Raw genomic sequence first — 23,324 nt, 5'->3', positions numbered from 1 at the left:
AGTGCGAAAGGCGCACGCTTAAGTAAGTAAGACGGTGAGATAAAAAACAGCAAGTGCAGGATTTTACCTGACGCCATGACTTTTTCCGCTTCGGAGTATCATCTCGCTCATGACGAACGATGCATTTGACGATAGCGCGCAGTTGCGCCTGGAAATCGCCGCCGCTGCCGCGCGCCTCGTGGCGCAGGATGGCGCCGATTATGGCAGCGCCAAGCGCAAGGCGGCGCGGCAAGTCCTCGGCGACGCGCCGAACCGGCCCAATATCCTGCCCGACAACGACATGATCGAGGAGCAGGTGCGGCAATACAATGCCCTGTTCCTGGCCGACAGCCAGCCGGCACGGCTGTTTCAGCTGCGTACGATCGCGCTGCAGGTGATGGAAGCGTTGCAACAATTTCATCCCTTGCTCAGCGGTCCCGTGCTCAATGGCACGGCCGGTCCGCACGACGAGATCTATTTGCAGCTGTTTGCCGAGAGCGCCAAGGAAATCCACATCTTCCTGCTGAATAAAAATGTCGTGCTCGACATGTCGGAAAGCCCGCATTTCAAGGGGGCGCGTTATGATGCGGTCGAGACCGCCAGTTTCCTGTGGAAAAACGAAGGCGTGCACGCGGCCATGTATGAGCTCGACGATATGCGCGGTGCGCTGAAAGCCAAGGCGGACGGCAAGGTGCTGCGCACCGATATTGCCGGGCTGCGCAGCCTGCTGGCCGCCAGCCTCGCCGATGGCGCGCCGGCTGCCGACTAACATTGATATAGATAAAGTTATGACAAAAAAGAATTGGATCGCCTGCGCCATCGTGGCGCTGATGTTTGGCGGCATGGGCGCTTACGTCGGTTTGAGCAAGGAAAAAGCCAAAGCAGCGGGCCCGCTGACGACGACCATCGCGCCTGGCGCGACGGGTCCCGTCACCGAGCTGTATGCGCTGTCCCTGCCCGACGCGGCCGGCGCCACGCAAGCGTTGTCGCAATGGAAAGGCAAGAATGTGCTCGTCAATTTCTGGGCGCCGTGGTGCCCGCCTTGCGTAGAAGAAATGCCGGAGTTATCCGAAGTACAAGGCCACTATGCGGCGAAAAACCTGCAGGTGATCGGCATCGGCATCGATTCGGCCAGCAATATTGCCACCTTTGCCAGCAAGTTCAAGATCGCCTATCCCGTGTATGTCTCCGGCATGAGCGGTACCGACCTGTCGCGCCATTTTGGCAATGCCACGGGCGGTTTGCCCTTTACGGTGCTGATCGGCGCCGATGGCGAAGTCAAAAAGACCTATCTGGGCCGCTTGAAATTTGATCAGTTGCGCGCCGATCTGGATAAATTGTAAATTCGGAGCGTGCTTTTTTCTCTTGCCAATGCGTATCTTTGGCGGCAAAATGCGGAACTTTCGCTAAAACGGTCTTCCATACATGGCAAAAAACCTCCTTCTGCTCAACGGTCCCAACCTGAATTTACTGGGAACGCGCGAGCCTGAGGTCTACGGCGCCAGCACCTTGGCCGATATCGAGCAGGCAGCAATGGCGCAAGCCATGGCGGCCGGCGCCGACCTGGTCTGCTTTCAAAGCAACCACGAAGGCGCGCTGATCGACCGCATCCATGCCGCGCGAGCGGAAGGGATCGATGCCATCGTCATCAATCCGGGCGGCCTGACCCATACCAGCGTTGCCTTGCGCGATGCGCTGGCCGGGGTCGCCATCCCGTTCGTGGAAGTCCATATCTCGAATATTTATCAACGCGAGACGTTTCGACATCACTCATTTCTCAGCGCGATCGCGCAGGGGACGATCTGCGGGCTGGGTATCGATGGATATCGGTTTGCCATCGACTTTGCGCTTAAAAAACGTTAATCTACGCGATCTGCACGCATTTAGCGCGGCGATAGGTTCTTGGACATCACCGCATCACTCAAAAAACAAACTACATTCCTAGGGGTTTTACATGGATCTACGAAAACTCAAGACCTTGATCGACCTGGTCGCCGAATCGGATATCGCAGAGCTGGAAGTTACCGAAGGCGAAAGCAAGGTTCGCATCGTCAAATCGTCGGCCATGCCGCAAAACCAGATGGTCATGATGCAGCCGCAAGGCATGCAAGCCCAGTACCAGCCAGCCGCGCCAGCCGCCGCCCCCGCTGCGGCAGCCGCCGTCGTGGTCGCCGCCGAGCCAACGGGCTATGTGGTCAAGTCGCCGATGGTCGGTACCTTCTACCGCTCCTCCGCTCCTGGCAGCGCGGCCTATGTTGAAGTGGGCTCGACTGTCAAGGAAGGTGATACCCTGTGCATCATCGAAGCGATGAAGCTCCTGAATGAAATCGACTCCGACAAAGCCGGTGTCGTGACCCAGATCCTGGTCGAAAACGGCCAACCGGTCGAATTCGGTCAACCCTTGTTTGTGATCGGCTAAAACCCAGTCCACACGGCCGGCAACGGCCGTTTGCAGTTTTAGCCCCTCACACTTGTTGTTTCGCCGGCTCGCCGGCTCTCACAGACATACGCGAACCTACCATGTTTGAAAAAATCCTGATTGCCAACCGTGGTGAAATTGCCCTCCGTATTCAGCGCGCCTGCCGCGAAATGGGCATTAAAACGGTTGTAGTCCACTCCGAAGCCGACAAGGACGCGAAATACGTCAAGCTGGCCGACGAATCCGTTTGTATCGGCCCGGCACAGTCGTCCCTGAGCTACCTGAACATGCCCGCCATCATCAGCGCCGCTGAAGTGACGGATGCGCAAGCGATTCACCCAGGCTATGGCTTCCTATCGGAAAATGCCGACTTTGCCGAACGCGTCGAGAAATCGGGCTTCGTCTTCATCGGCCCCCGCTCCGAATCGATCCGTTTGATGGGCGATAAAGTATCGGCCAAGCAAACCATGATCAAGGCTGGCGTACCGTGCGTACCCGGCTCGGAAGGCGCGTTGCCCGACGATCCGAAAGCGATCGTGCAAATTGCCCGCAAGATCGGCTACCCGGTCATCATCAAGGCCGCCGGCGGCGGTGGCGGACGCGGCATGCGCGTGGTGCACACGGAAGCGGCCCTGATCAACGCCGTGGCGATGACCAAGACGGAAGCCGGCACGGCTTTCGGCAACCCTGAAGTGTATATGGAGAAGTACCTGGAAAATCCGCGCCACGTGGAAATCCAGATCCTCGCCGACGAACACAAGAACGCCGTCTGGCTGGGCGAGCGCGACTGCTCCATGCAGCGCCGCCACCAGAAAGTGATCGAAGAAGCACCAGCGCCGGGCATCCCGCGCAAGCTGATCGAGAAAATTGGCGACCGTTGCGCCGAAGCTTGCCGCAAGATCGGCTACCGCGGCGCCGGCACGTTTGAGTTCCTGTACGAAAACGGCGAGTTCTATTTCATTGAAATGAATACCCGCGTGCAGGTGGAACATCCGGTCACCGAGATGATCACCGGCATCGACATCGTGCAAGAACAGATCCGCATCGCCGCCGGCGAAAAACTGCGTTTCCGCCAGCGCGACGTCTTGCTGTCGGGCCACGCCATCGAGTGCCGCATCAACGCCGAAGATCCATTCAAGTTCACGCCATCGCCAGGCAAGATCGTGTCGTGGCATGCACCGGGCGGCCCTGGCATCCGCGTCGACTCGCACGCCTACGCCGGCTACTACGTGCCGCCGCACTACGACTCGATGATCGGCAAAGTGATCGCTTACGGCGCCACGCGCGAGCAAGCGATCCGCCGCATGCAGATCGCCCTGTCCGAAATGGTGGTCGAAGGCATTAACACGAATATCGCCCTGCACCGCGAACTGATGATCGACGCGCGCTTCATCGAAGGCGGCACCAACATTCACTATCTGGAACAGAAGCTGGCCGACATGCCGGACCTGGGCAAGAACCTGAATGGCGGCAGCCCCAGCATCGCTAAGAAGTCCGAAATCAAGGCGGGCGCATGAGCTGGACGGAAATCGTCATCGAAATCGCCCGTGACAACGCCGAGGCCATGTCCGACGCGTTGATGGAAGCGGGCGCCCTGTCGGTGTCGGTGGAAGACGCCGATGAAGGCACGGATGCCGAGCAGCCCCTGTTTGGCGAACCCGGCATGGAACCGAAGGAAGCGGCGTGGGAACGCAGCCGCGTGGTGGCGCTGACGGACGTCGACGCCGACCAGGCCGCCATCGTGGCCGCCGCGGCCCAGGCTGTCGGCATGACGGAAGTGCCCGCCTTTACCATGCGTCCTGTGGAAGAGCAGGACTGGGTGCGCCTGACGCAATCGCAATTCGCACCGATTCACATCGGCAAGAATATCTGGGTCGTGCCCAGCTGGCACGAGGCACCGGACCCAGACGGCCTGATCCTGGAACTGGACCCTGGCCTGGCCTTCGGCACGGGCAGCCATCCGACCACGCGTTTGTGCATGGAGTGGCTGGAAGCGAATCCCGCTCCAGGCAAGACCGTGCTCGACTACGGTTGCGGCTCCGGCATCCTGGCCATGGTGGCCAAGAAACTGGGCGCGCAAACGGTGGCCGGCGTCGACATCGACCCGCAAGCGATCGAATCGGCGCGCGACAATGCCGAACGCAACCAATGCGACATCGAATATTTCTTGCCAGACACGTTTGCCACCTCGGCACATGCCACGGCCAAGTTTGACATCGTCGTCGCCAACATCCTGTCGAGCCCATTGAAGCTGATGGCGCCGATGCTGTCGGGCCGTGTCGCCGATGGCGGCGCGCTGATCCTGTCCGGCGTGCTGGCACGCCAGGCCGAAGAAGTGGCCGCTGCGTACGCACCGTTCATCGAGCTCGGTGTGTGGGCCGAGCAAGACGGCTGGGTGGCGCTGCATGGCCGCCTGGGCAGCACGCAAGCGCCTGCGCCCCGCGCGGAAGGTGCATAAGCACAGCAATGGCCCTCGCCACCAAATGCCCCCATTGCAACACGATATTTCGGGTCGCTGCTGACCAATTGAAGTTACGTGGGGGCATCGTGCGCTGTGGCACGTGCAGAGAAGTGTTTGACGGCAATGCCGCGCTGGTCGATCCGGCCGCGGCATCGCCGTTTTTAACATCGGCCCCCGGCACTGCCGCCCCGCTGCCGGCCAGTTACCCTGCCGACAACAGCCTGCCGTCCGCCACGGACGACGAACCCATCTATTCCCTCGACTTCGACACCTCGTTCGACCCGTTCGGCATCTTGCCGGAAACGGCGCAGCTCAAGGACGATGAAGACGATGGCGAGCACATCGAGCTGGACCTCGACGTGGCACTGCCCGAAGAGGTACCGGCCGCCGCACCGCTCGACACACCGCTCAATATACCTGAAGCTGAAGAAACACCGGCGGAACTGCCCGAACAGCCCCTGCCCCAGCCGATGGCGCCTTTCAAGCGCCGCCAGGTCGATGACGCGCCCGCCTTCGCCACGTATTTGCGCGATAGCCGCCGCGAACCGAATCTGGAAGCCGCAGCAACCCCGATCACCCCAGCAGACAAGGTCAGCCTGGACAAGCCAGCGCCCGCGCGCCGGGAACCGACGCTGACCGACCACTCGTTCGAAGCACTGCCCGCCGCCGTTGCGCCAGCGCCCGCCGAAGCTCGGGAAGAACCCGCCCTGCCGCCAGCCGACGACGAACCAGCCTTCGTCACCCAAGGCCGGCGCCGCGAACAGAGCAGCAAGGCTTTGCGCGTGGCCATGGCCGCCGGCTCGACAGTACTGCTTTTGCTGCTATTCCTGCAAGTAATGACCACCTTCCGCAATCCGCTGGCGGCGCAATTTCCGCAGTGGAAGCCGACCCTGGTCGCGCTGTGCAAGCTCAGTGGCTGCCAGGTCGACTTGCCGGCGCAGATCGAGGCGCTGGCCATCGAGCAAGGCGAGTTGCAGACATTGAAGGACCACACCTTTTCCTACGTCTCGCTGCTGCGCAACCAGAGCCGCAGCGTGCAGGCCTGGCCCAGCATCGAACTGGTCCTCAACGACGCCAACGACAAGCCCGTCTTGCGCCGCGTGATCGCGCCGCGCGACTACCTGCCAGCCAATATCGACGTGAGCAAGGGCTTTGCGCCGCGCTCGGAACAAACCATCAAACTGTATTTTGCATTAGACCAGCTTACGGCGTCTGGCTACCATATCGCCATCTTCTACCCTTAACCGACACTATCATGACCAAAACATCGCTGATCTGCGGCTCGCTTGCCACCGACACCATCATGCAATTCCCCGGCCGCTTCGGCGAATCCCTGCTGGCCGACCAGTTGCACAAGGTAAACGTGTCCTTCCTCGTGCCCACCATGCGCACGGAGTTCGGCGGCTGCTCGGGCAATATCGCCTACAGCCTGAAAATGCTGGGCGGCGACCCGCGCATCGTCGGCGTCATGGGGCAAGATAGCGCCGCCTACCTGGAGCGCCTGCAAAAGCTGGGCATTTCCACCGCCAACATCCTGATCAAGGCGGACAGCTACAACGCGCAGTGCTTCGTCACGGCCGACGCGGACAATAACCAGATCAACGCCTTTCACCCGGGCGCCATGTCGTTTGCGCATGAAAACCCGATCGCCAATGCAGGCCCGGCCAAGGTCGCCATCATTTCGCCGGACGGCGACCAGGGCATGCTCAAGCACGCCGCCGACCTGGCCGAGCTGGGCATCCCCTTCATGTTCGACCCGGGCCAGCAGTTGCCACGTTTCAATGGCGAACAGTTGATCGACTTCATCAACAAAGCCACGTATGTGTCGGCCAACGATTATGAGATGGAAATGTTAATGGAACGCACGGGCTTGACCCTGCCGGACATCGCCAGCCGCCTGGAGGCGCTGATCGTCACGCGTGGCGAAAAAGGGTCGGAAATCTATACGGACGGCAAGCGCATCGACATTCCTGTCGTGACCGCCAAGGAAGTGCTGGACCCGACCGGCTGCGGCGACGCCTACCGTGCCGGCTTGCTGTTCGGCATCACCAACGACCTGGGCTGGGAAACCAGCGGCCGCCTGGCCAGCCTGCTGGGCGCCATCAAGATCGCCACCCAGGGCGCGCAGAACCACGTGTTTACGCCTGAGAGCATCGCCGACCAGTTCGAAGCGGCGTTCGGTTACCGCTATTAATATGCAGGTCGTAGATACTGTTATCCCCGTCAAGCGGCGTGCAAGGTCGGATCAAATATTTTTCCCGACCTGAGCACGCCGAATGCCACGTGCACCAGCTTGCGCATCATGGCGCCGATGATCAGTTTCTTTGCCTTGCCAGCAGCACGGAGGCGCTGGCCAAAGCGCTTGCCCCAGTCCGTCCGATACACGGTCACCATGGCTGGCATGTACATGGCTTTGCGCAGGAAGCTGTGGCCGACCTTCGACATGCGTGGCTTGCCACGTACGCTGGAGCCAGACTCGTGCTGGCGCGGGTCGAGCCCCGCAAACGCCACGGCTTGCTTGGCGCTGTCGAAGCGCTCGGGATTGGCATAGTAGGACAGCAGCACTGGAATCGTCCGCTCTCCCAAGCCAGGAATGGTGTCGAGCAGCTCACGCTTGCCGCGTAAATCCGGGTCGTCATCGATATGCCGTTTGATGGCTCGGATCAGTTCCTTGATCTAGCCATCAAGCCAGGTGATGTGATCGACAATGCCCTGGCGTACCGCTGCACGCGCCACATCGAGCCGGTTGCTTTCCTGCTGGCGCATGGCTTGCAAGGCTTCCAGGCGCAGTACCATGGCGCGTAGTGCCTGTTCGGCGGACGACGGCGCCAGCCATGGCTCGGGCTGGCGTTCATGGGCGAAGTCGGCGATCAGCTGCGCGTCGACTTTGTCCGTTTTCGTGCGCACCAGGCGCGAGGCAGCGAAGGCCTTGATCTGCGCCGGATTGATGACACTGACCAGCATGCCCAGTCCCGCCAGATATTCGGCCACCCTTTCCCAATAGATGCCGGTTGCTTCCATGCATACGCGCGGGCTGTCGGCGTCGTGCTTGAGCAGCCATGCGTGCAGCTCGGCGTATCCTTTGTCATTGTTGTCTACTACCTTGTTACGATGCTTGCCATTGGGCAGGCGCAGCGCGCAATCGAGCTTGGCCTTGGCAACGTCGATTCCCAGATTAAACATGCTGTTGTCCTCTTGCGATCTACCTTGTGAATGCGGGCTAACCGGCATGCCGGTGCCAAAGATACTGTCCGATCTTGACATTGAGGATGGGTAACTGGTGCGAGATCTACGAAACTGGCTTGGAGCCTAAGGGCGGATACGGCATCCAGTTACCCGGTCTTGATATGCCTACCAAGATTTTGACAGCGGTCGATGCCGTTCGCAATATCACGAACGGCATGAAGGGAATAATACAAGGTCGGATTAGCGTGGCGAGGCCGCGCGTAATCCGACAACATCGTTGGCATGGCAAGTGCTGATGTCGGCTTACGCTACGCTAACCCGACCTACGCCACCATCATCGCACCACAATAATCATCCCCACCAGCACCTGCGCGATCTGCAGCAGGATCAGCGCGACCAGCAGCGACAAATCCAGGCTGCCGACGAGCGGCACGACCTTGCGGATCGGACGCAGCAGCGGCTCGTTCAAGGCCCGTACGAACGGCGCCAGCGGCGCATGCGGGTTGACCCAACTGAAGATGGCTTCGATGATCAGCAAGGCCATGAAACCGTAGAGTATCCATTGCAGGAAGCGTTGCAGCGACTTGAGCAGCACCACTTCGACGGGATAGCCGGAAATAAACAGTATCGAGCTGGCCAGCAGCACGATCAGGAAGGCGCCGATCAGACTGGCCCAGTCATACCCGCCCACGCCCGGCACGACGCGGCGCAGGGGACGCACCAGCCAGTCGGACAATTGAAACGTGAATTGCGCCACCGACGAGGGCGGCCGCACGCGCACCGCCTGCATCCAGAAGCGCAGCAGCAACACGCCGCCCAGCAAGGTAGCGATGGTATCAACGATCAATGTAAGGATAACGATCAGCACGACTAATTCTCCAAAAAAAAACCGCTGTGTGATTGAGTCACACAGCGGCGTGTTGCCTCATCCAGGCACCCGTATCGTTGAAATTACGATGGGCGGGTGCTGGTTGGGAATGGCCAGGCTGCAGCCGGTGCCAACACGGTTTTTGCTACAGGTGCGATAGGTGCCGATGGCTTGGCGACAGGAGCTGCCTTCTTCGGTGCGGCCTTTTTAGGCGCGGCCTTCTTGGCGGCTGGCTTGGCGGCCACGGCGGCTGGTGCCGCTGGAGCTGCTGCCGGCGCTGCTGCTGGTGCGGCTGCCACGACTGGCGCTGCGGCTGGCTTGGCGGCAGGTTTCGCTGCTGCTTTTGCTGCAGGCTTGGCGGCTGGCTTGGCTGCAGCTTTTGCTGCTGGCTTGGCTGCAGGTTTTGCTGCGACCTTGGCGGCAGGTTTCGCTGCTGGCTTGGCTGCAGCTTTTGCCGCTGGCTTCGCTGCTACCTTGGCTGCTGGCTTCGCTGCTACCTTGGCTGCTGGCTTCGCTGCTACCTTGGCTGCTGGCTTCGTTGCCGCCTTGGCCGCTGGCTTCGCTGCTGCTTTTGCTGCCGGCTTCGCTGCTACCTTGGCCGCTGGCTTGGCTGCCGCCTTAGTTGCTGGCTTGGCTGCTACCTTGGCTGCTGGCTTGGCTGCCGCTTTGGCCGCTGGCTTCGCTGCAGCTTTTGCTGCTGGCTTGGCTGCTGCTTTAGCGGCTGGCTTCGCTGCTGCCTTGGCGACGACTTTTTTCGCCGCTGGCTTGGCTGCCGCTTTCGCTGCTGCCTTGGCTGCAGGTTTCGCTGCGGCTTTTTTCACTGCTGGCTTGGCTGCAGCTTTTGCTGCTGGCTTAGCTGCTGCTTTGGCGGCCGGCTTGGCTGCTGGTTTCGCTGCGGCTTTTTTCGCTGCTGGCTTGACTGCTGCCTTGGCGGCCGGTTTTGCTGCTGCCTTGGCTGCAGGTTTCGCTGCAGCTTTTTTCACTGCTGGCTTGGCTGCTGCTTTGGCCGCTGGTTTTGCTGCGGCTTTTGCCGCTGGCTTGGCGGCCGGTTTGGCTGCGGCTTTTTTCGCGACAGGCTTGGCTGCTGCCTTGGCGGCAGGTTTCGCTGCGGCTTTCGCGGCCGGCTTGGCGGCCGACTTGGCGGCCGGTTTCGCTGCTGCCTTGGCCGCTGGTTTCGCTGCGGCTTTCGCTACTGGCTTGGCAGCCACTTTTGCTGCAGGCTTGGCTGCGGCTTTGGCGGCTGGTTTCGCTGCTGGTTTCGCTGCGGCTTTGGCAGCTGGTTTAGCGGCAACCGTCTTCGCTGCGGCTGCCGGCTTCTTCGCGGCAGGAGCAGCCTTGGCGGCTGGTTTCTTTACTTCTGATTTCTTAGCGGCTGTTGCCATTTGTCTCTCCTTCATCTGAGATGAGAAATTTAAGCTACAAGATTTAAACCCGTCCGACCCACCACAGGGATAGGCCAGGCGAATTATTCATCGGCGCAAACGGTCGTTTGCGCTAATGAATTCGGCACCAGCTGAACTGCTGCAACTCCTCACGTTTGCAGCACTTCAGCCATCGTCGGTGCCACCCTGCTTTATCTCGCAGCTGGTGGCAAAGTCTGAATTCGGTCATTCGTTTTCGATGCCGTGCGTTTTTTCGCTCCTCGCATCGCGCTCGCCACAACACCGATGCGTCAAATAAAAAACCGCCATGCCTGAAAAAATTCGGGCACGGCGGCAGACGAAAACGGTGTGGTTTTGTGCATATCCGTGTAAATCTGTATCCCTGTTTTGCGAGGTTTTTTCGCTACCGCGCTGGTTAAAAAACCCCGCATTCTAACGCTCGCATTTGCAATCTCATAAAGTACACGAAAACCTTGTCAATGCGCAACCGGCACGACACGTTTTCGCCCGCTTTTTTGCACGATACGCGTGGTATCGCACAATCGCGCGGCAAATGCCGCCGCCAGCGTGTCCGGAAATGATTTTTTGGGTTCGTGATACGGCCATTCGCGGGATCCGAAAATCCTGGCGCAAGCGTCGTCGCATGGCCCGATAATGCACGCATTTTCCGACGCCATGCACGCGAAAAAAAAGCGCCGTCACGATGACGGCGCTTCTTGGTGTTGACTGAAAAAGGATTACTCCCAGTTCAGCGCACCACCCGTTTGGTACTCGGTCACGCGCGTCTCGAAGAAGTTGCGTTCCTTCTTCATGTCGATCATTTCGCTCATCCACGGGAATGGATTTTCTTCCTGGGCGAACAGCGGCTCGATGCCGATCTGCTGCGCGCGGCGGTTGGCGATGAAGCGCAAATAGCCCTTGAACACCGGCGCGTTCAGACCCAGCACGCCGCGCGGCATGGTGTCTTCCGCGTATGCGTATTCCAGTTCCACGGCTTTCATGAACGGATCCTTGATCTCTTCGCGGCAGGTCGTCATCCACGGCGGCGGGTTTTCCATCTTGATCGTGTTGATCAAGTAAATGTTCCGTCACAAAAGAAAAGCGCCGTCAGATGACGGCGCTTCGGCAAAACGGGATAAGGCACCCCGCCTTGTATTTTTACTTCAGTACTGGCTTATTCCCAGTTCAGCGCACCACCCGTTTGGTACTCGGTCACGCGCGTCTCGAAGAAGTTGCGTTCCTTCTTCATGTCGATCATTTCGCTCATCCACGGGAATGGATTTTCTTCCTGGGCGAACAGCGGCTCGATGCCGATCTGCTGCGCGCGGCGGTTGGCGATGAAGCGCAAATAACCCTTGAACATCGGTGCGTTCAGACCCAGCACGCCGCGCGGCATGGTGTCTTCCGCGTACGCGTATTCCAGTTCCACGGCTTTCATGAACAGATCCTTGATCTCTTCGCGGAAGGCGGCCGTCCACAGCTGCGGGTTTTCCATCTTGATCGTGTTGATCAAGTCGATGCCGAAGTTGCAGTGCATCGATTCGTCGCGCAGGATGTACTGGTACTGCTCGGCCGCGCCCATCATCTTGTTCTGGCGGCCCAGCGCCAGGATCTGCGTGAAGCCGACGTAGAAGAACAGGCCTTCCATCAGGCAGGCAAACACGATCAGCGATTTGAGCAGCTTCTGGTCGTTTTCCACCGTGCCGGTGACGAACGCAGGGTCGGTCAGAGTGTTGATGAACGGGATCAGGAATTCATCCTTGTCGCGGATCGACTTGACTTCGTTGTAGGCGTTGAAGATCTCGCCTTCGTCCAGGCCCAGCGATTCGACGATGTACTGGTAAGCGTGCGTGTGGATCGCTTCCTCGAACGCCTGGCGCAGCAGGTACTGGCGGCACTCGGGCGCCGTGATGTGGCGGTAGGTGCCCAGCACGATATTGTTGGCGGCCAGCGAGTCGGCCGTCACGAAGAAGCCCAGGTTGCGTTTGACCAGGCGGCGCTCGTCGTCCGTCAGGCCGTTCGGGTTTTTCCACAGCTCGATATCGCGCTGCATGTTCACTTCCTGCGGCATCCAGTGGTTGGCGCAGCCGGCCAGGTATTTGTCCCATGCCCATTTGTACTTGAACGGCACCAGCTGGTTGACGTCCGTCTTGCCATTGATGATGCGCTTGTCGTCGGCATTCACGCGGCGCGCCACTTGCTCGGCGTTCGCTTCGGACGGCTCGGCACCTGCCGGCAGGTTCAATTCAGTATTACCCAGTGGCGCTTGCTGCGCCGGACGCGGCACAGCTGCCGACGTGGTTTCATCATCCCAGGACAACGACATATTCTTCTTCCTTTCCATGCCGGCGAGCCGGCGATCCGCAACAGGCCCGTTGAATCGGACAATGCGGATATTGACAACATTGAATCAGCCCAGACGCTCTGGGCTGACAACTAAAATCTTACTGGCAGGCTTCGCATTCTTCGAAACCGTCATCACCCGGACGCAGGTAGCATGCTTCGCCATCGGCGTCGTCCGCTGCCGATGCCACCACTGGTGCCACGGCCACCGCTGCTGCCGCCACGACCGCTGCCTGGGCGCTTTGCGCGCTGGCCGACATGCCGCCGTCGACTGCCACGGCGTTCAGGGCGCCCGTCTTGGAGGTCGATTTCTCCATGTGGGTAGCGGCGATGGTACGCAGGTAGTAGGTGGTTTTCAGGCCACGCAGCCATGCCAGCTTGTAGGTCTCGTCCAGTTTCTTGCCCGATGCGCCAGCCATGTAGATGTTCAGCGACTGGGCCTGGTCGATCCACTTCTGGCGACGCGAAGCCGCTTCCACCAGCCAGCTTGGCGACACTTCAAAGGCCGTGGCGTAGATATCGCGCAGGTCTTGCGGGATGCGGTCGATCTTCACCAGCGAGCCGTCGAAGTACTTCAGGTCCGAAATCATGACTTCATCCCACAGGTCGCGCGCCTTCAGGTCGCGCACCAGGTAGCCGTTGATCTCGGTGAATTCGCCCGACAGGTTCGATTTCACGTACAGGTTCTGGAACGTCGGCTCGATACAAGCCGACACGCCGATGATGTTCGAAATCGTCGCCGTCGGGGCAATCGCCACGCAGTTCGAGTTGCGCATGCCGAACTTGGCGATGCGTTCGCGCACCGGCGTCCAGTCCATGGCCGACGAGGAATCGACTTCCAGGTAGCCGCCGCGCTCTTCGGCCAGCAGTTTGACCGAATCCTGCGGCAGGATGCCGCGGTCCCACAGCGAACCGGCGTACGACTCATAGCGGCCGCGCTCTTCGGCCAGTTCCGTCGACGCCAGGTAGGCGTAGTAGCAGACGGCTTCCATCGAGGTGTCGGCAAACGATACGGCGGCGTCCGAGGCGAACGGCACGCGCATCATGTGCAGGCAGTCCTGGAAGCCCATCACGCCCATGCCGACCGGACGGTGGCGCATGTTCGAATTGCGCGCCTTCTCGACGGCGTAGTAGTTGATGTCGATGACGTTGTCTAGCATGCGCATGGCGGTGCGGATGGTCTTGGCCAGCTTGACGTGATCGAGCTTGCCTTCCTTCATGTGCGCCGGCATGTTGACGGAACCGAGGTTGCAGACGGCGATTTCGTCAGGGCCCGTGTTCAGCGTGATTTCCGTGCACAGGTTCGAGCTGTGGACGACGCCGACGTGCGACTGCGGGCTGCGGATGTTGCAAGGATCCTTGAACGTGATCCATGGGTGGCCCGTTTCAAACAGCATCGACAGCATCTTGCGCCACAGATCCAGCGCGGCAATCTTCTTGAAGACGCGGATTTCGCCGGCGGCGGCCTTGGCTTCGTAGCCCAGGTAAGCCTGTTCAAATGCCTTGCCGACCTTGTCGTGCAGGTCTGGCGTGTCCGATGGCGAGAACAGGGTCCAATCGCCTTTTTCCATGACGCGCTTCATGAACATGTCGGGAATCCAGTTCGCCGTGTTCATGTCGTGCGTGCGGCGGCGGTCGTCGCCCGTGTTCTTGCGCAGGTCGAGGAATTCCTCGATGTCCATGTGCCAGGTTTCCAGGTAGGCGCAGACGGCGCCCTTGCGCTTGCCGCCCTGGTTGACTGCCACGGCCGTGTCGTTGACCACTTTCAGGAACGGCACCACGCCTTGCGACTTGCCGTTGGTGCCCTTGATGTGGGCGCCCAGGGCGCGCACTGGCGTCCAGTCGTTGCCCAGGCCGCCGGCGAACTTGGCCAGCAGCGCATTGTCCTTGATGGCGTCGTAGATGCCTTCCAGGTCATCGGAGACGGTGCTCAGGTAGCACGACGACAGCTGCGAGCGCAGGGTGCCCGAATTGAACAGGGTCGGCGTCGAGCTCATGAAGTCGAACGAGGACAGCAGGCTGTAGAACTCGATGGCGCGCGCTTCGCGGTCCGCTTCGTTCAGCGCCAGGCCCATGGCCACGCGCATATAGAAGGCTTGCGGCATTTCGATGCGCACGTCCTGGATGTGCAGGAAGTAACGGTCATACAGGGTTTGCAGGCCGATGTAGCCGAACTGCAAGTCGCGGTCGGCGACGATGGCTTTGGCCAGGCGCTCCAGGTCGAAACTGGCAAGTACCGGGTTCAGCAGCTCGGCGGCGATACCCTTGGCAATGTATTGCGGGAAATAGGTCAGGTATTCGGCGGCAGCGGCCGCTTGCGGCACTTCCTTGCCGAACACTTCCTTGCGCACCGTGTGCAGCAGGATGCGGGCCGTGACCTGGCTGTAGGCCGGGTCTTTTTCCATCAGCGCGCGCGCCGCCAGGATGGCCGACTTGTGCAGCTCTTCGACAGGCACGCCGTCGTACAGGTTTTTCACCGTTTCAGCCAGGATGGCGTCGGCATCGACGTGCTTTTCCAGGCCGGCGCAGGCGGCGTTGATCAGGTCGCGCACTTCCTGCATGTCCAGCAGGCGGCGCACGCCGTTGTCGGTGACGTTCAGCTGGGGTGCGGTCACTTGCGCGGACGCGCCTTGCGCTTCCTTCTGCAAGCGGCGCTCTTCCATGTGCTTGGCGCGGTACAGCACGTAGGCACGCGCCACGTCGTGCTCGCCCGAACGCATCAGCGACAGTTCCACCTGGTCTTGCACGTCTTCGATATGGAAGGTGCCGCCGCCCGGATGGCGGCGCACCAGCGCGGCGACGACGCCGTCGGTCAGCTGTTCCACCAGTTCGCGGATGCGTGCCGAGGCTGCGCCCTGGCCGCCGTTAACGGCCAAAAACGCCTTGGTCATGGCGATGGCGATCTTCGAAGGCTCAAATGCCACCACTGCGCCGTTGCGGCGGATGATGCGATAGTCGCCCAATGCCGCGCCCGTGCTCGCCACGCTGTTGGCCGCGCCTGGCGCTGGCGATACTGGCGTTGGATGGATGGAAATATCTTGTGGTGATTGCATTGAAGCTCCCGTTGTCAGCTAAAGTCAGCCTGCAGTTTTGCTGCCGCGTGTGTTGTTGAATAGAACGCCCGATGGTCAGGGTTTCTTCAGGTATTTGTTGCTAAATAGTAAATTCTTAATGCATAAAACAGTGTCAGAAGCCATATCGCCACACCGTACTGCCCGGCTGGCGCGAAACACGATCAAGGGTGATAAACCGCCAGTTCCAGTGCTTTATCAGCAATCCGGGTAGCTTTGACAATAATTCTGAAAACGTCTGTGATGGCACTAGATATAGTCTTTACATCCAACTTCTGCACTAATTGTAGTAGCCATCGGAGGGTGATGCAATAGTTTTCCGGCATCCGTTGGCGTAATTTTTTGTATTGTCATATACGATTTCGGTTGACTTTTCAGGGCATGGATGGAAAGCCCAATCCCCGCGAAGTAAGCGCTAACGCAGGCTGCCCGCGCAGGGTTTCCAGCCAGCATACTTGGTAAAAATGCCAGTCGAAAAATGGCCCCGGATCCGTCTTCCTCCCCGGCGCGATATGCTCGTGCCCGCGCACCTGGGACAGCCCGTAGCGCGCCACCAGCGCCGCCGTCACTGCCGCCAGCACATGGTATTGCCGCTGCTGGAAGGGCACGTCATCTGCGCCTTCCATTTCGATACCGATGGAATAGCCATTGCACTGCGGGCGTCCTTCGAACATGGACGCGCCCGCATGCCAGGCACGTTGATCAGTAGAAACATATTGCAACAACGCACCATCACGCCGCACAAAAAAGTGCGCCGACACCTGCAAGCCACGCAGGTCGGCGAAAGAAGGATCGGCATTATAATCTACCCGGCCCGTAAACAAGTCCGACACATGCGGCCCGCCAAAGTGGCCGCCCGGCAAGCTGATGTTATGAATCACCAGCAAGTCGACTTGCGCACCGTCCGGGCGCGCATCGTGGTGCGGCGAGTCATAGCGCAGCGCGCCGTCGCACCAGCCGTCTTCATCTATCGTCCATCCGCTCATCAAGTAAAGCTTCCTGTATCGTCAATTTCTGCATGCGGTAACGCAACTGGCGCACGCTCAGGCCCAGCTGGCGCGCCGCCCGTGCGCGGTGGTAGCGCGCCTGTGCCAGCGCCAGCATGATCATGTCGCGCTCGGCCTGGCGCAAATACACGTCCAGCGGCAGGACGGGGGCCACGCCATGCGCGGCCATGCCTGGCAGGCACAGTTGCCGTTCCGGCAAGTCCGGCAATGGCGGCGGCGCCCGCAACGGCATGTCGCCCGCCGCCGATGGCAAGACCAGCCCGTCGAGCGCGATCACGCCGCCGTCGGCAAAGGCCAGCGCCCGCTCCAGCACGTTTTCCAGTTCACGCACATTGCCGGGAAACGCATGCGCGGCCAGGGCCGCCAGAACGGGCGGCGCCAGACTCACGGTCCGGCGTGGCGACAGGCGCGCGAGAATCACCTCACATAATACCTGCAGATCGCCGCGCCGCTCGCGCAGCGGCGGCAACACCAGCTCGATCACATTCAGGCGGTAAAACAGGTCCTGGCGGAATGTGCCGGCGGCCACGCCCCGCGCCAGGCCATGCTGGCTCGCGCACAGGATGCGCACGTCGACGGCTTCGTCGCTACTGCCGCCCAGCTTGCGCACGCGGTGCTCCTGCAGCACGCGCAACAGCTTTACCTGCATGGCCAGCGGCAGATCGTCGACTTCGTCGAGCAGCAGGCTGCCGCCGTGGGCCGCCTGGAACAAGCCCTGGCGTTCGTGCAGCGCGCCCGTATAGGCGCCCGGGCGGCAGCCGAAGAATTCCGCTTCCATCAGCGCTTCGGGAATGGCGCCGCAGTTGACGGCGATAAACGGGAAGCTGGCGCGCGCGCCCTGGGCATGGATGGCGCGCGCCGCCAGTTCCTTGCCCGTGCCCGATTCGCCGCGGATGGCCACCGGCGCGCCACAGCGGGCGATGCGGCCGATCTGCGCGCGCAGCGCCTGCATGGGCAGCGAGTTGCCGCTCAGTTGCGGCGCCGGCGGCATGCCGGTGGCGGTCACGGTATCCGGACCAGGATTGGGACGGGACATGGAAGCGCGCCTTTCCGCAATGGCGGCGACGAACCGCCTCATGCAGATGCTACGCCGGACGGAGGCCGGAGGACGTTACGATACGGATGAGCAACGCGCGCGAACCTGCCGGCCTGCCCTTACAAGGTGGCGTGCGCGTGGCTGCAGTAATCGTGGCCCTTGGCCTGCACGTTTTCCGAGGCCGGGTAATACACGCCGCAATGGGCGCAGCACAGCATCAGCTCGGCATCAGGCAATTCCTGCGGCCGGCCGGGCGGCGCAAACGGATTCGGCTGCTGTTGCTGCTGCGCGCGGGCGCGCTGCTGCATGCCACGGATCTTGCTGCGGATCGCAAACAGCACCAGGAACACCAGCGCCAGCCAGAATAAAACACGTGTCATGCGAATCCTCGGTGTAAAACCACTTCCAGTACAAAACGGCTGCCGACATAGGCCAGCAGCAAGGTGGCGAAACCGGCCAGGGTAAAGCTCAGGGCCGTCTTGCCGCGCCAGCCGCGAAAGCGCCGGCCTGCCAGCAGCGAGGCAAACAGCAGCCACGACAGCATGGTAAACACGGATTTGTGATCCCAGTTGAGCGCCTTGCCAAACAGTTGCTCAGAAAACACGATGCCCGACAGCACGGTCAGACTGAGCAAAATAAATCCCAGGCCAATCATGCGGAACAGCAGCTTTTCCATCGTCAATAAGGCTGGCAGCTGGTCCAGCGCCGTGCCGATGAAGCCACGGCTTTCGCTGCGCGTATGCAAGCGCGATTCCTGCAGCGCCATCAGCACGGCGTGAAAGGCGGCAATCGTCAAGGTGCTGTAGGCGAGCACGGCCACGGCAATATGCCAGCCGAAGACGGCCGACTTGCCTTCCATGCTGACCTGGCTGCCAGGGAAGGCCCAGGCCAGGCCGATGGCGAGGACGGCGCTGGGCATGACCATGCGGCGCAGGCCATCCAGGCTGAAATTGCGGTTCTCTATCCAGTAGGCGCCCACCGAAACCCACAGCGCGGCCGACAGCATGGCGGAAAAACCAAAGCGCAAGGTGCCCGGCGCCATCAGGTCGAACCACAGGGTGGCGGCGTGCGCCAGCCAGGCGGCGCCGGTCAGGCCGGCAATGAGCCGGGCACGGGACGAGGGAAGCACTGCGCACGCCGCGTACAACAGGGCGGCGATGAAAAAGAAATAGATCTGCATAGTTTAAGTTTACACCATAGCCGGCAAGCGCGATTCAAGCGGCAGTATGGGCCGTGGGCAATTTGCCGCCAGCCGATACCGCAAGCCTGCCATGATATCGCGCCTCGGCCGCGGCGGGGTGGCGCAGCCTCAAGATTTCGGCAATCTTTCCTGCGGCGCACTGCCGCCGCGCCGCAGGCACGTTGCCATCTGGATGAGGCAGTCCTATAATTATGTCCATAGAGCAACAATCTTTCACCTTTCGCCACTCGCCCCCACCGCCATGTTCTCTTTCAAAAAAATGTCCTGGACCTGTCTCCTGCTGGCCGCCTGCACTATATTAAGCGGCTGCATGAAAGATGCGCCTTCCCAATCCACGTACGAAGAGTATTTCCGCACATCCGTCCAGAGCTATGACCTGTACAAGGAGTACTTCGACATCGCGAAGCTGGAAAAGCTCAACGGCTGGAAAGAGAACGAACAGTATGAAATCAAGGGCTCGGCCGTGCTGCGCGCCAAGGTGGGCTACCTGGAATTGCTGGCCGACGTGGCCGACAAGCTCGAGGCGCAGGCAAAGACGGATGGCTCCGTGGGCATGACCATGGGCCTGGGCCTGATGGCGCGCGGCATGAACGGCGAAAACAAGGTCTTCCGCGACTTCTGGGTGCAGCAGCAGGAAAAGAAGGCGATTCCCGCACCACTGCTGGCGCGCCAGGCGGCGATGACGGCCGAGCGTTTCGACAACCTGATGCAATGGTCGGACCAGATCGTGCAAGACAATTACGGCGCCATCATCAGCCGCCAGCTGAAGAAAGGCGATGAACTGACCCGCATCTACACGCTGAGCTTCCGCCAGACGGAAAAAGGCTGGATGGGTTTTAACGCCCGCTAAAGCCACTCCTTCACAAAAAAACCTCCGCGCCATCGCTGGTGCGGAGGTTTTTTTCATGGCTGTCTGATTTACTTCACGTTCAGGCTCTTTTTCGCCTGCTCCAGCAAGTCCGTCTTGACCCAGTCCTTGGCCACGGGCGGCTTCGTCATGCGGCCCACGCCCGTTTTCACCATCACGTCCGTGGTGATCTGGATATGCTCGGGCGAGATGTCGTACGAATACGGCGAATTGCTGATCGCGTCGTCGAAGTCATCCTTCGTGATCTGGCCGCGGAACACGACTTCGCGCACATATTTTTCCGCCGTCGCCTTGTTGTCGATAAAGGTCTTGGTGGCTTCGACGAAGCAGCGCATGAACTTTTCCGCCACGGGACGGCGTTCCTTGTAGAACTTTTCCGTCATCACCATGGTCCGCACGGGTTCGCCGATCGGCGTATCGTACGGTTTGATGACTTCGGTGCCGAAACCCTTGTTGATCGCCTGCGATGACTGCGGCTCGGACTGCATCATGGCGTCGATATTCTTGCCCATCAGCGCCTGATTCAAGTCGGCATAGGCGAGAAATACCAGCTGCACGTCCTTGCCCTTGGTTTCCGAATACGTCAGGCCCGCCTGCGACAGCTCGGCCAGCAGCAGCACTTCCTGGATGCCGCCGCGCGTCACGCCCACGCGCTTGCCCTTGAGTTCCTTGACACTGGTAATCTTTTGCCCCGCCCCGCCCACCAGGCGCGCGCCGCCCTTGGCAAAACCGGCCACCACATAGATCGGCGCACCGCCGGCGCGGCCGGAAATGGCTGCTTCGGACGCCGTCGCGCCCACGTCCAGCTCGCCCGCGATAATCGCCTGCATCACGTCGAGGCCCTTGGCGAAGATATGCTCTTCGACCTTGATGCCGCACTTGGGCGCGATTTCCTTGATGTACGACACGGCGCCGTAATGGGCGAATTTCAAATTACCCAGGCGCACGACTTCCTGCGCCTGCGCCTGCACGGCGCCCATGCCGAAGGCCAGCATGAGGGCGGCGGCGATACCGGTCTTCAAAGTTGATTTTTTCTGCATCGGGTTCTCCTGTGGTGGTTGGTGTGTGCCCGCAAGGGCACGTGAAACACTGCTTTTTTATTATGGGGAGATAGTACCGTGTGTTAAGCCAGGAGCAATCTTTTTTATTTCACTATGCAATATATGCCCAGTATGACGGCATACATAAAGCACTGCACATCACGCAATGCCCACTGTCAAAGCGGAAACAAGTTCTGCGCGATGAAGTCCACGAACACCCTGAGCTTCGGCGACAGATGTTTGCTGGAAGGCCACAATATGCGGAATGTGGTGCGGTCCTGGTTGTATTCGTCCAGCACAGTGACGAGCCGGCCGTCGTCCAGCTGACGACGCACGGCGATGTCAGGCACGCAGGCAATACCGAGGCCTTGTTCGGCAAAGCAGATCTGCGGGTCCAGCGAATTCGTTACCATGCTGCCCGGCAAATCCATGGAAAGGGGCTGACCGTTCCTGCTCAACGGCCATGCGTCCATTTTGCCCGTCGTGGGATAGCGGTACAGCAGGCAGGCGTGGCTGGCCAGGTCTTCAGGGTGCTGCGGAAGTCCAGCCCGCTGGAAATAGCCGGGAGCGCCGACGATGACTCGTCGATAGACGCCCAGCGTGCGTGCCATCAAGCGGGAATCGCTGGGTTCTCCGGTACGGATCACGGCATCGTAGCCTTCTTCGATCACGTCCACCAGGCGATCCGAGCAGTCGATGTCCAGCGCGACAGCGGGATAGCACCGCTGGAAGGCCGCCAGCTTGGGCATGAACACGGTGCCGAGCGATGGCAGACTGATGCGCAGCTTGCCATGCGGGGCGCTTTGCGTCTGCAAGAGTTCGGCTTCGGCCAGCTCCACCTCGCAAAGGATACGGCGGCAGCGCTCCAGGAACAACGCGCCTTCCGATGTCAGGCTGATGGTGCGCGTGGAGCGGTGAAACAGACGAACCCCCAGGCGTTCTTCCAGCCGCGCGATGGCCTTGCTGACGGCGGATGCGGAAATGCCCAGCTGCTGCCCGGCCGCAGTGAAGCTGCGGGCCTCCCCCGCACGTACAAAGAGGTCGAGAGAACCAAGATTTTCCATTGAAGCCCGTCGATTAATGACTGCTATGTCACATATATTGTTCACTGTAGCCTATTTTTCTTTTGTTGGTCAGCAGGCAGCATGCGTACTGATACTCCACACCAGAATGACTTCAACTTGAGGAACCTAGTTTATGCATCAGACAACAACATCTGCTCGACACAAGAGCGCCGAGCGATTGCCCTTGGGCGGACTGCTTGCCTTGGCAATGGCAGCTTTTGTCACCTTGCTGACCGAGATCATGCCCGCCGGCCTGCTTTCTTCCATTGCGCAAGGCTTGAGCGTCTCTGACAGCCTGGCAGGCCAGTTCATTACCGCCTACGCAGTCGGCGCGCTGGTCGCGGCGATTCCGGTCACCATGCTTACGCAAGGCATGCGGCGGCGTCCATTGCTATTGACGGCGATCTTCGGCTTTGCGCTTGTCAATCTCGTCACCGCGCTGTCCGATAGCTATGGCGTCTCTCTGGTGGCGCGCTTCTTCGCCGGTGTCTTCGGCGGAATCGTCTGGACGCTCCTGGCTGGCTATGCGGTGCGCATGTCGCCGTCTCATCTCGGCGGACGGGCGATTGCGATATCCGGTGCCGGCGCGACCATCGCCTTGGTGCTCGGTGTACCGCTGGGAGCGCTGCTTGGCCGCGCCATCGGCTGGCAAGGCGCGTTTGGCCTGATGAGCGCCCTGGCACTTTTGCTCATGGTGTGGATCATTGCCATCGTCCCCGACTTTCCTGGCCAGAGCAAGGGGCAACGCCAAGCGCTTTCCAGCATATTTTTCAAGACCGGCATTCGCGCCGTGCTGTTCGTTGTCTTCACCTTCGTTGTCGCCCACAACATTCTCTACATCTATATCGAGCCATTGCTCGCGCCTTCGGGCTTGTCGGCGAACGTGGAGACCGTCCTGTTCGTCTTCGGACTCGGTTCGATCATCGGCCTATGGGTCGTCGGTGCGATGGTCGATAGGCGGCTGCAGTTTCTTGCCGTGGCAAGCGTCATGGTCTTCGCCGTCGCATCCGCGCTGCTGGGTCTTTGGGGCGACCTGTCGCAGGTGGTCTACCCCTCCGTGGCGGTATGGGGCCTCGCTGTGGGCGGCTTTGCGACCATCACTCAAACGGCATTGTCCCGCTTTGCCGGCGAGTCGGTTGATGTGGCGCAATCGATGTACACGACGGGCTGGAACACGGCGGTGGCCAGCGGCGGCGTTGTCGGCGGCATTTTGCTTGACCGGTCAGACGTGGCGTCGTTCGCGTGGACCGTTATCGGCTTTCTCGCCGTCTCGTTGCTGGCGACAGTCTTCGCCATGAACAAGGCGCTGGCAAGCTGGAGTGAAAGCCGAGGTTGATACGTGTGGCCCGGCAGCTCGCCCTTGACGCCGGCGCCATGCCTGGCCGCGATGGCAGGCACT

The 23,324-nt window shown here is 60.6% G+C and carries 21 protein-coding genes and 2 pseudogenes; 12 read left to right on the top strand and 11 right to left on the bottom strand.

Annotation, left to right across the window (positions count from 1 at the left end):
* Positions 1 to 109 precede the first annotated feature (109 nt).
* The 8 genes from ASN89_RS03640 to ASN89_RS03605 all read left to right on the top strand — a co-directional run bounded on the left by ASN89_RS03640 (position 110) and on the right by ASN89_RS03605 (position 7,053).
* Positions 110 to 748 (top strand): hypothetical protein, encoded by a 639-nt coding sequence (locus ASN89_RS03640; protein ID WP_046684229.1) that lies wholly within the window; start codon positions 110 to 112, stop codon positions 746 to 748.
* Between the two features lie 19 nt (positions 749 to 767).
* Positions 768 to 1,322 carry a TlpA family protein disulfide reductase gene (locus ASN89_RS03635; protein WP_034746631.1) on the top strand — a complete coding sequence of 185 codons (555 nt, stop codon included), beginning with the start codon at positions 768 to 770 and terminating at the stop codon, positions 1,320 to 1,322.
* 82 nt (positions 1,323 to 1,404) lie between these two features.
* Positions 1,405 to 1,842 (top strand): type II 3-dehydroquinate dehydratase, encoded by a 438-nt coding sequence (gene aroQ, locus ASN89_RS03630; RefSeq protein WP_034746628.1) that lies wholly within the window; start codon positions 1,405 to 1,407, stop codon positions 1,840 to 1,842.
* Positions 1,843 to 1,933: 91 nt separating this feature from the next.
* Complete coding sequence (gene accB, locus ASN89_RS03625) at positions 1,934 to 2,398, top strand: acetyl-CoA carboxylase biotin carboxyl carrier protein (RefSeq protein ID WP_046684231.1); 465 nt, start codon at positions 1,934 to 1,936, stop codon at positions 2,396 to 2,398.
* Between the two features lie 101 nt (positions 2,399 to 2,499).
* Complete coding sequence (gene accC, locus ASN89_RS03620; RefSeq protein ID WP_034746622.1) at positions 2,500 to 3,915, top strand: acetyl-CoA carboxylase biotin carboxylase subunit; 1,416 nt, start codon at positions 2,500 to 2,502, stop codon at positions 3,913 to 3,915.
* Positions 3,912 to 4,856, top strand: coding sequence for a 50S ribosomal protein L11 methyltransferase (prmA, locus tag ASN89_RS03615; RefSeq protein WP_058048306.1), 945 nt, complete (start codon positions 3,912 to 3,914; stop codon positions 4,854 to 4,856). Before accC ends, prmA begins: the two co-directional genes overlap by 4 nt.
* 8 nt (positions 4,857 to 4,864) lie before the next feature.
* Positions 4,865 to 6,103 (top strand): DUF3426 domain-containing protein, encoded by a 1,239-nt coding sequence (locus tag ASN89_RS03610; protein WP_082654377.1) that lies wholly within the window; start codon positions 4,865 to 4,867, stop codon positions 6,101 to 6,103.
* A gap of 11 nt (positions 6,104 to 6,114) precedes the next feature.
* A complete protein-coding gene (locus ASN89_RS03605; protein ID WP_034746615.1) occupies positions 6,115 to 7,053 on the top strand; it encodes a carbohydrate kinase family protein in 939 nt (312 codons plus the stop codon).
* A 29-nt stretch (positions 7,054 to 7,082) separates the two neighbouring features.
* Here the strand turns inward: ASN89_RS03605 and ASN89_RS03600 are convergent.
* Together ASN89_RS03600 and ASN89_RS03590 are read right to left on the bottom strand one after the other, a co-directional pair.
* A pseudogene (locus ASN89_RS03600) lies at positions 7,083 to 8,042 on the bottom strand (IS110 family transposase).
* Positions 8,043 to 8,379: 337 nt separating this feature from the next.
* Entirely contained in the window at positions 8,380 to 8,913 is a 534-nt protein-coding gene (locus ASN89_RS03590) for a YggT family protein (RefSeq protein ID WP_235501835.1), read from the bottom strand.
* A 253-nt stretch (positions 8,914 to 9,166) separates the two neighbouring features.
* Between ASN89_RS03590 and ASN89_RS28910 the strand changes: the two genes are divergently transcribed.
* Together ASN89_RS28910 and ASN89_RS28905 are read left to right on the top strand one after the other, a co-directional pair.
* Complete coding sequence (locus ASN89_RS28910; protein WP_058048302.1) at positions 9,167 to 9,535, top strand: hypothetical protein; 369 nt, start codon at positions 9,167 to 9,169, stop codon at positions 9,533 to 9,535.
* Between the two features lie 32 nt (positions 9,536 to 9,567).
* On the top strand, positions 9,568 to 10,314 hold the full coding sequence (locus ASN89_RS28905) for a hypothetical protein (protein WP_161911730.1): 747 nt from the start codon (positions 9,568 to 9,570) through the stop codon (positions 10,312 to 10,314).
* Between the two features lie 718 nt (positions 10,315 to 11,032).
* Here the strand turns inward: ASN89_RS28905 and ASN89_RS03575 are convergent.
* The 7 genes and pseudogenes from ASN89_RS03575 to ASN89_RS03545 form a co-directional block, all read right to left on the bottom strand.
* A pseudogene (locus ASN89_RS03575) lies at positions 11,033 to 11,377 on the bottom strand (ribonucleotide-diphosphate reductase subunit beta); the annotation flags it as partial.
* A gap of 92 nt (positions 11,378 to 11,469) precedes the next feature.
* Positions 11,470 to 12,621 (bottom strand): ribonucleotide-diphosphate reductase subunit beta, encoded by a 1,152-nt coding sequence (locus tag ASN89_RS03570; protein ID WP_034780261.1) that lies wholly within the window; start codon positions 12,619 to 12,621, stop codon positions 11,470 to 11,472.
* Between the two features lie 118 nt (positions 12,622 to 12,739).
* Positions 12,740 to 15,691 (bottom strand): ribonucleoside-diphosphate reductase subunit alpha, encoded by a 2,952-nt coding sequence (locus tag ASN89_RS03565; RefSeq protein ID WP_058048300.1) that lies wholly within the window; start codon positions 15,689 to 15,691, stop codon positions 12,740 to 12,742.
* Between the two features lie 392 nt (positions 15,692 to 16,083).
* A complete protein-coding gene (gene ampD, locus ASN89_RS03560) occupies positions 16,084 to 16,695 on the bottom strand; it encodes a 1,6-anhydro-N-acetylmuramyl-L-alanine amidase AmpD (protein WP_058048299.1) in 612 nt (203 codons plus the stop codon).
* Positions 16,673 to 17,752: a sigma 54-interacting transcriptional regulator gene (locus ASN89_RS03555; protein ID WP_058048298.1), complete on the bottom strand. Its 1,080-nt coding sequence runs from the start codon at positions 17,750 to 17,752 to the stop codon at positions 16,673 to 16,675. Before ASN89_RS03555 ends, ampD begins: the two co-directional genes overlap by 23 nt.
* 119 nt (positions 17,753 to 17,871) lie before the next feature.
* On the bottom strand, positions 17,872 to 18,132 hold the full coding sequence (locus ASN89_RS03550; protein WP_034746591.1) for a PP0621 family protein: 261 nt from the start codon (positions 18,130 to 18,132) through the stop codon (positions 17,872 to 17,874).
* A complete protein-coding gene (locus ASN89_RS03545; RefSeq protein WP_058048297.1) occupies positions 18,129 to 18,932 on the bottom strand; it encodes an inner membrane protein YpjD in 804 nt (267 codons plus the stop codon). Before ASN89_RS03545 ends, ASN89_RS03550 begins: the two co-directional genes overlap by 4 nt.
* A gap of 331 nt (positions 18,933 to 19,263) precedes the next feature.
* Here ASN89_RS03545 and ASN89_RS03540 point away from each other — a divergent pair, with 331 nt between their 5' ends.
* Positions 19,264 to 19,803, top strand: a complete 540-nt coding sequence (locus ASN89_RS03540) for a hypothetical protein (protein WP_058048296.1) — start codon at positions 19,264 to 19,266, stop codon at positions 19,801 to 19,803.
* Between the two features lie 68 nt (positions 19,804 to 19,871).
* Here ASN89_RS03540 and ASN89_RS03535 read toward each other — a convergent pair whose 3' ends face one another.
* Both ASN89_RS03535 and ASN89_RS03530 read right to left on the bottom strand, forming a co-directional pair.
* Entirely contained in the window at positions 19,872 to 20,861 is a 990-nt protein-coding gene (locus ASN89_RS03535) for an ABC transporter substrate-binding protein (RefSeq protein WP_409929618.1), read from the bottom strand.
* A gap of 176 nt (positions 20,862 to 21,037) precedes the next feature.
* Entirely contained in the window at positions 21,038 to 21,925 is an 888-nt protein-coding gene (locus ASN89_RS03530) for a LysR family transcriptional regulator (protein ID WP_058048295.1), read from the bottom strand.
* Between the two features lie 133 nt (positions 21,926 to 22,058).
* Here ASN89_RS03530 and ASN89_RS03525 point away from each other — a divergent pair, with 133 nt between their 5' ends.
* Entirely contained in the window at positions 22,059 to 23,261 is a 1,203-nt protein-coding gene (locus tag ASN89_RS03525) for an MFS transporter (protein WP_058048294.1), read from the top strand.
* Positions 23,262 to 23,324 lie beyond the last annotated feature (63 nt).

The organism is Janthinobacterium sp. Ant5-2-1 (assembly GCF_001445815.1).
GTDB classification, from domain to species: domain Bacteria; phylum Pseudomonadota; class Gammaproteobacteria; order Burkholderiales; family Burkholderiaceae_D; genus Janthinobacterium; species Janthinobacterium lividum_E.
Note: the sequence above shows the minus strand (reverse complement) of the source record. Positions and strands in the feature narration are given on the sequence as shown.

Excerpts from the sequence above, each read along its gene's own strand:
- accB (WP_046684231.1), top strand. The coding sequence starts at position 1,934 with ATGGATCTACGAAAACTCAAGACCTTGATCGACCTGGTCGCCGAATCG.
- aroQ (WP_034746628.1), top strand. The coding sequence starts at position 1,405 with ATGGCAAAAAACCTCCTTCTGCTCAACGGTCCCAACCTGAATTTACTG.
- ASN89_RS03530 (WP_058048295.1), bottom strand. The coding sequence starts at position 21,925 with ATGGAAAATCTTGGTTCTCTCGACCTCTTTGTACGTGCGGGGGAGGCC.
- ampD (WP_058048299.1), bottom strand. The coding sequence starts at position 16,695 with ATGAGCGGATGGACGATAGATGAAGACGGCTGGTGCGACGGCGCGCTG.
- accC (WP_034746622.1), top strand. The coding sequence starts at position 2,500 with ATGTTTGAAAAAATCCTGATTGCCAACCGTGGTGAAATTGCCCTCCGT.
- ASN89_RS03550 (WP_034746591.1), bottom strand. The coding sequence starts at position 18,132 with ATGACACGTGTTTTATTCTGGCTGGCGCTGGTGTTCCTGGTGCTGTTT.
- ASN89_RS03610 (WP_082654377.1), top strand. The coding sequence starts at position 4,865 with ATGGCCCTCGCCACCAAATGCCCCCATTGCAACACGATATTTCGGGTC.
- ASN89_RS03525 (WP_058048294.1), top strand. The coding sequence starts at position 22,059 with ATGCATCAGACAACAACATCTGCTCGACACAAGAGCGCCGAGCGATTG.
- prmA (WP_058048306.1), top strand. The coding sequence starts at position 3,912 with ATGAGCTGGACGGAAATCGTCATCGAAATCGCCCGTGACAACGCCGAG.
- ASN89_RS03635 (WP_034746631.1), top strand. The coding sequence starts at position 768 with ATGACAAAAAAGAATTGGATCGCCTGCGCCATCGTGGCGCTGATGTTT.
- ASN89_RS03605 (WP_034746615.1), top strand. The coding sequence starts at position 6,115 with ATGACCAAAACATCGCTGATCTGCGGCTCGCTTGCCACCGACACCATC.
- ASN89_RS03540 (WP_058048296.1), top strand. The coding sequence starts at position 19,264 with ATGAAAGATGCGCCTTCCCAATCCACGTACGAAGAGTATTTCCGCACA.
- ASN89_RS03570 (WP_034780261.1), bottom strand. The coding sequence starts at position 12,621 with ATGTCGTTGTCCTGGGATGATGAAACCACGTCGGCAGCTGTGCCGCGT.
- ASN89_RS03565 (WP_058048300.1), bottom strand. The coding sequence starts at position 15,691 with ATGCAATCACCACAAGATATTTCCATCCATCCAACGCCAGTATCGCCA.
- ASN89_RS03545 (WP_058048297.1), bottom strand. The coding sequence starts at position 18,932 with ATGCAGATCTATTTCTTTTTCATCGCCGCCCTGTTGTACGCGGCGTGC.
- ASN89_RS03535 (WP_409929618.1), bottom strand. The coding sequence starts at position 20,861 with ATGCAGAAAAAATCAACTTTGAAGACCGGTATCGCCGCCGCCCTCATG.
- ASN89_RS03640 (WP_046684229.1), top strand. The coding sequence starts at position 110 with ATGACGAACGATGCATTTGACGATAGCGCGCAGTTGCGCCTGGAAATC.
- ASN89_RS03555 (WP_058048298.1), bottom strand. The coding sequence starts at position 17,752 with ATGTCCCGTCCCAATCCTGGTCCGGATACCGTGACCGCCACCGGCATG.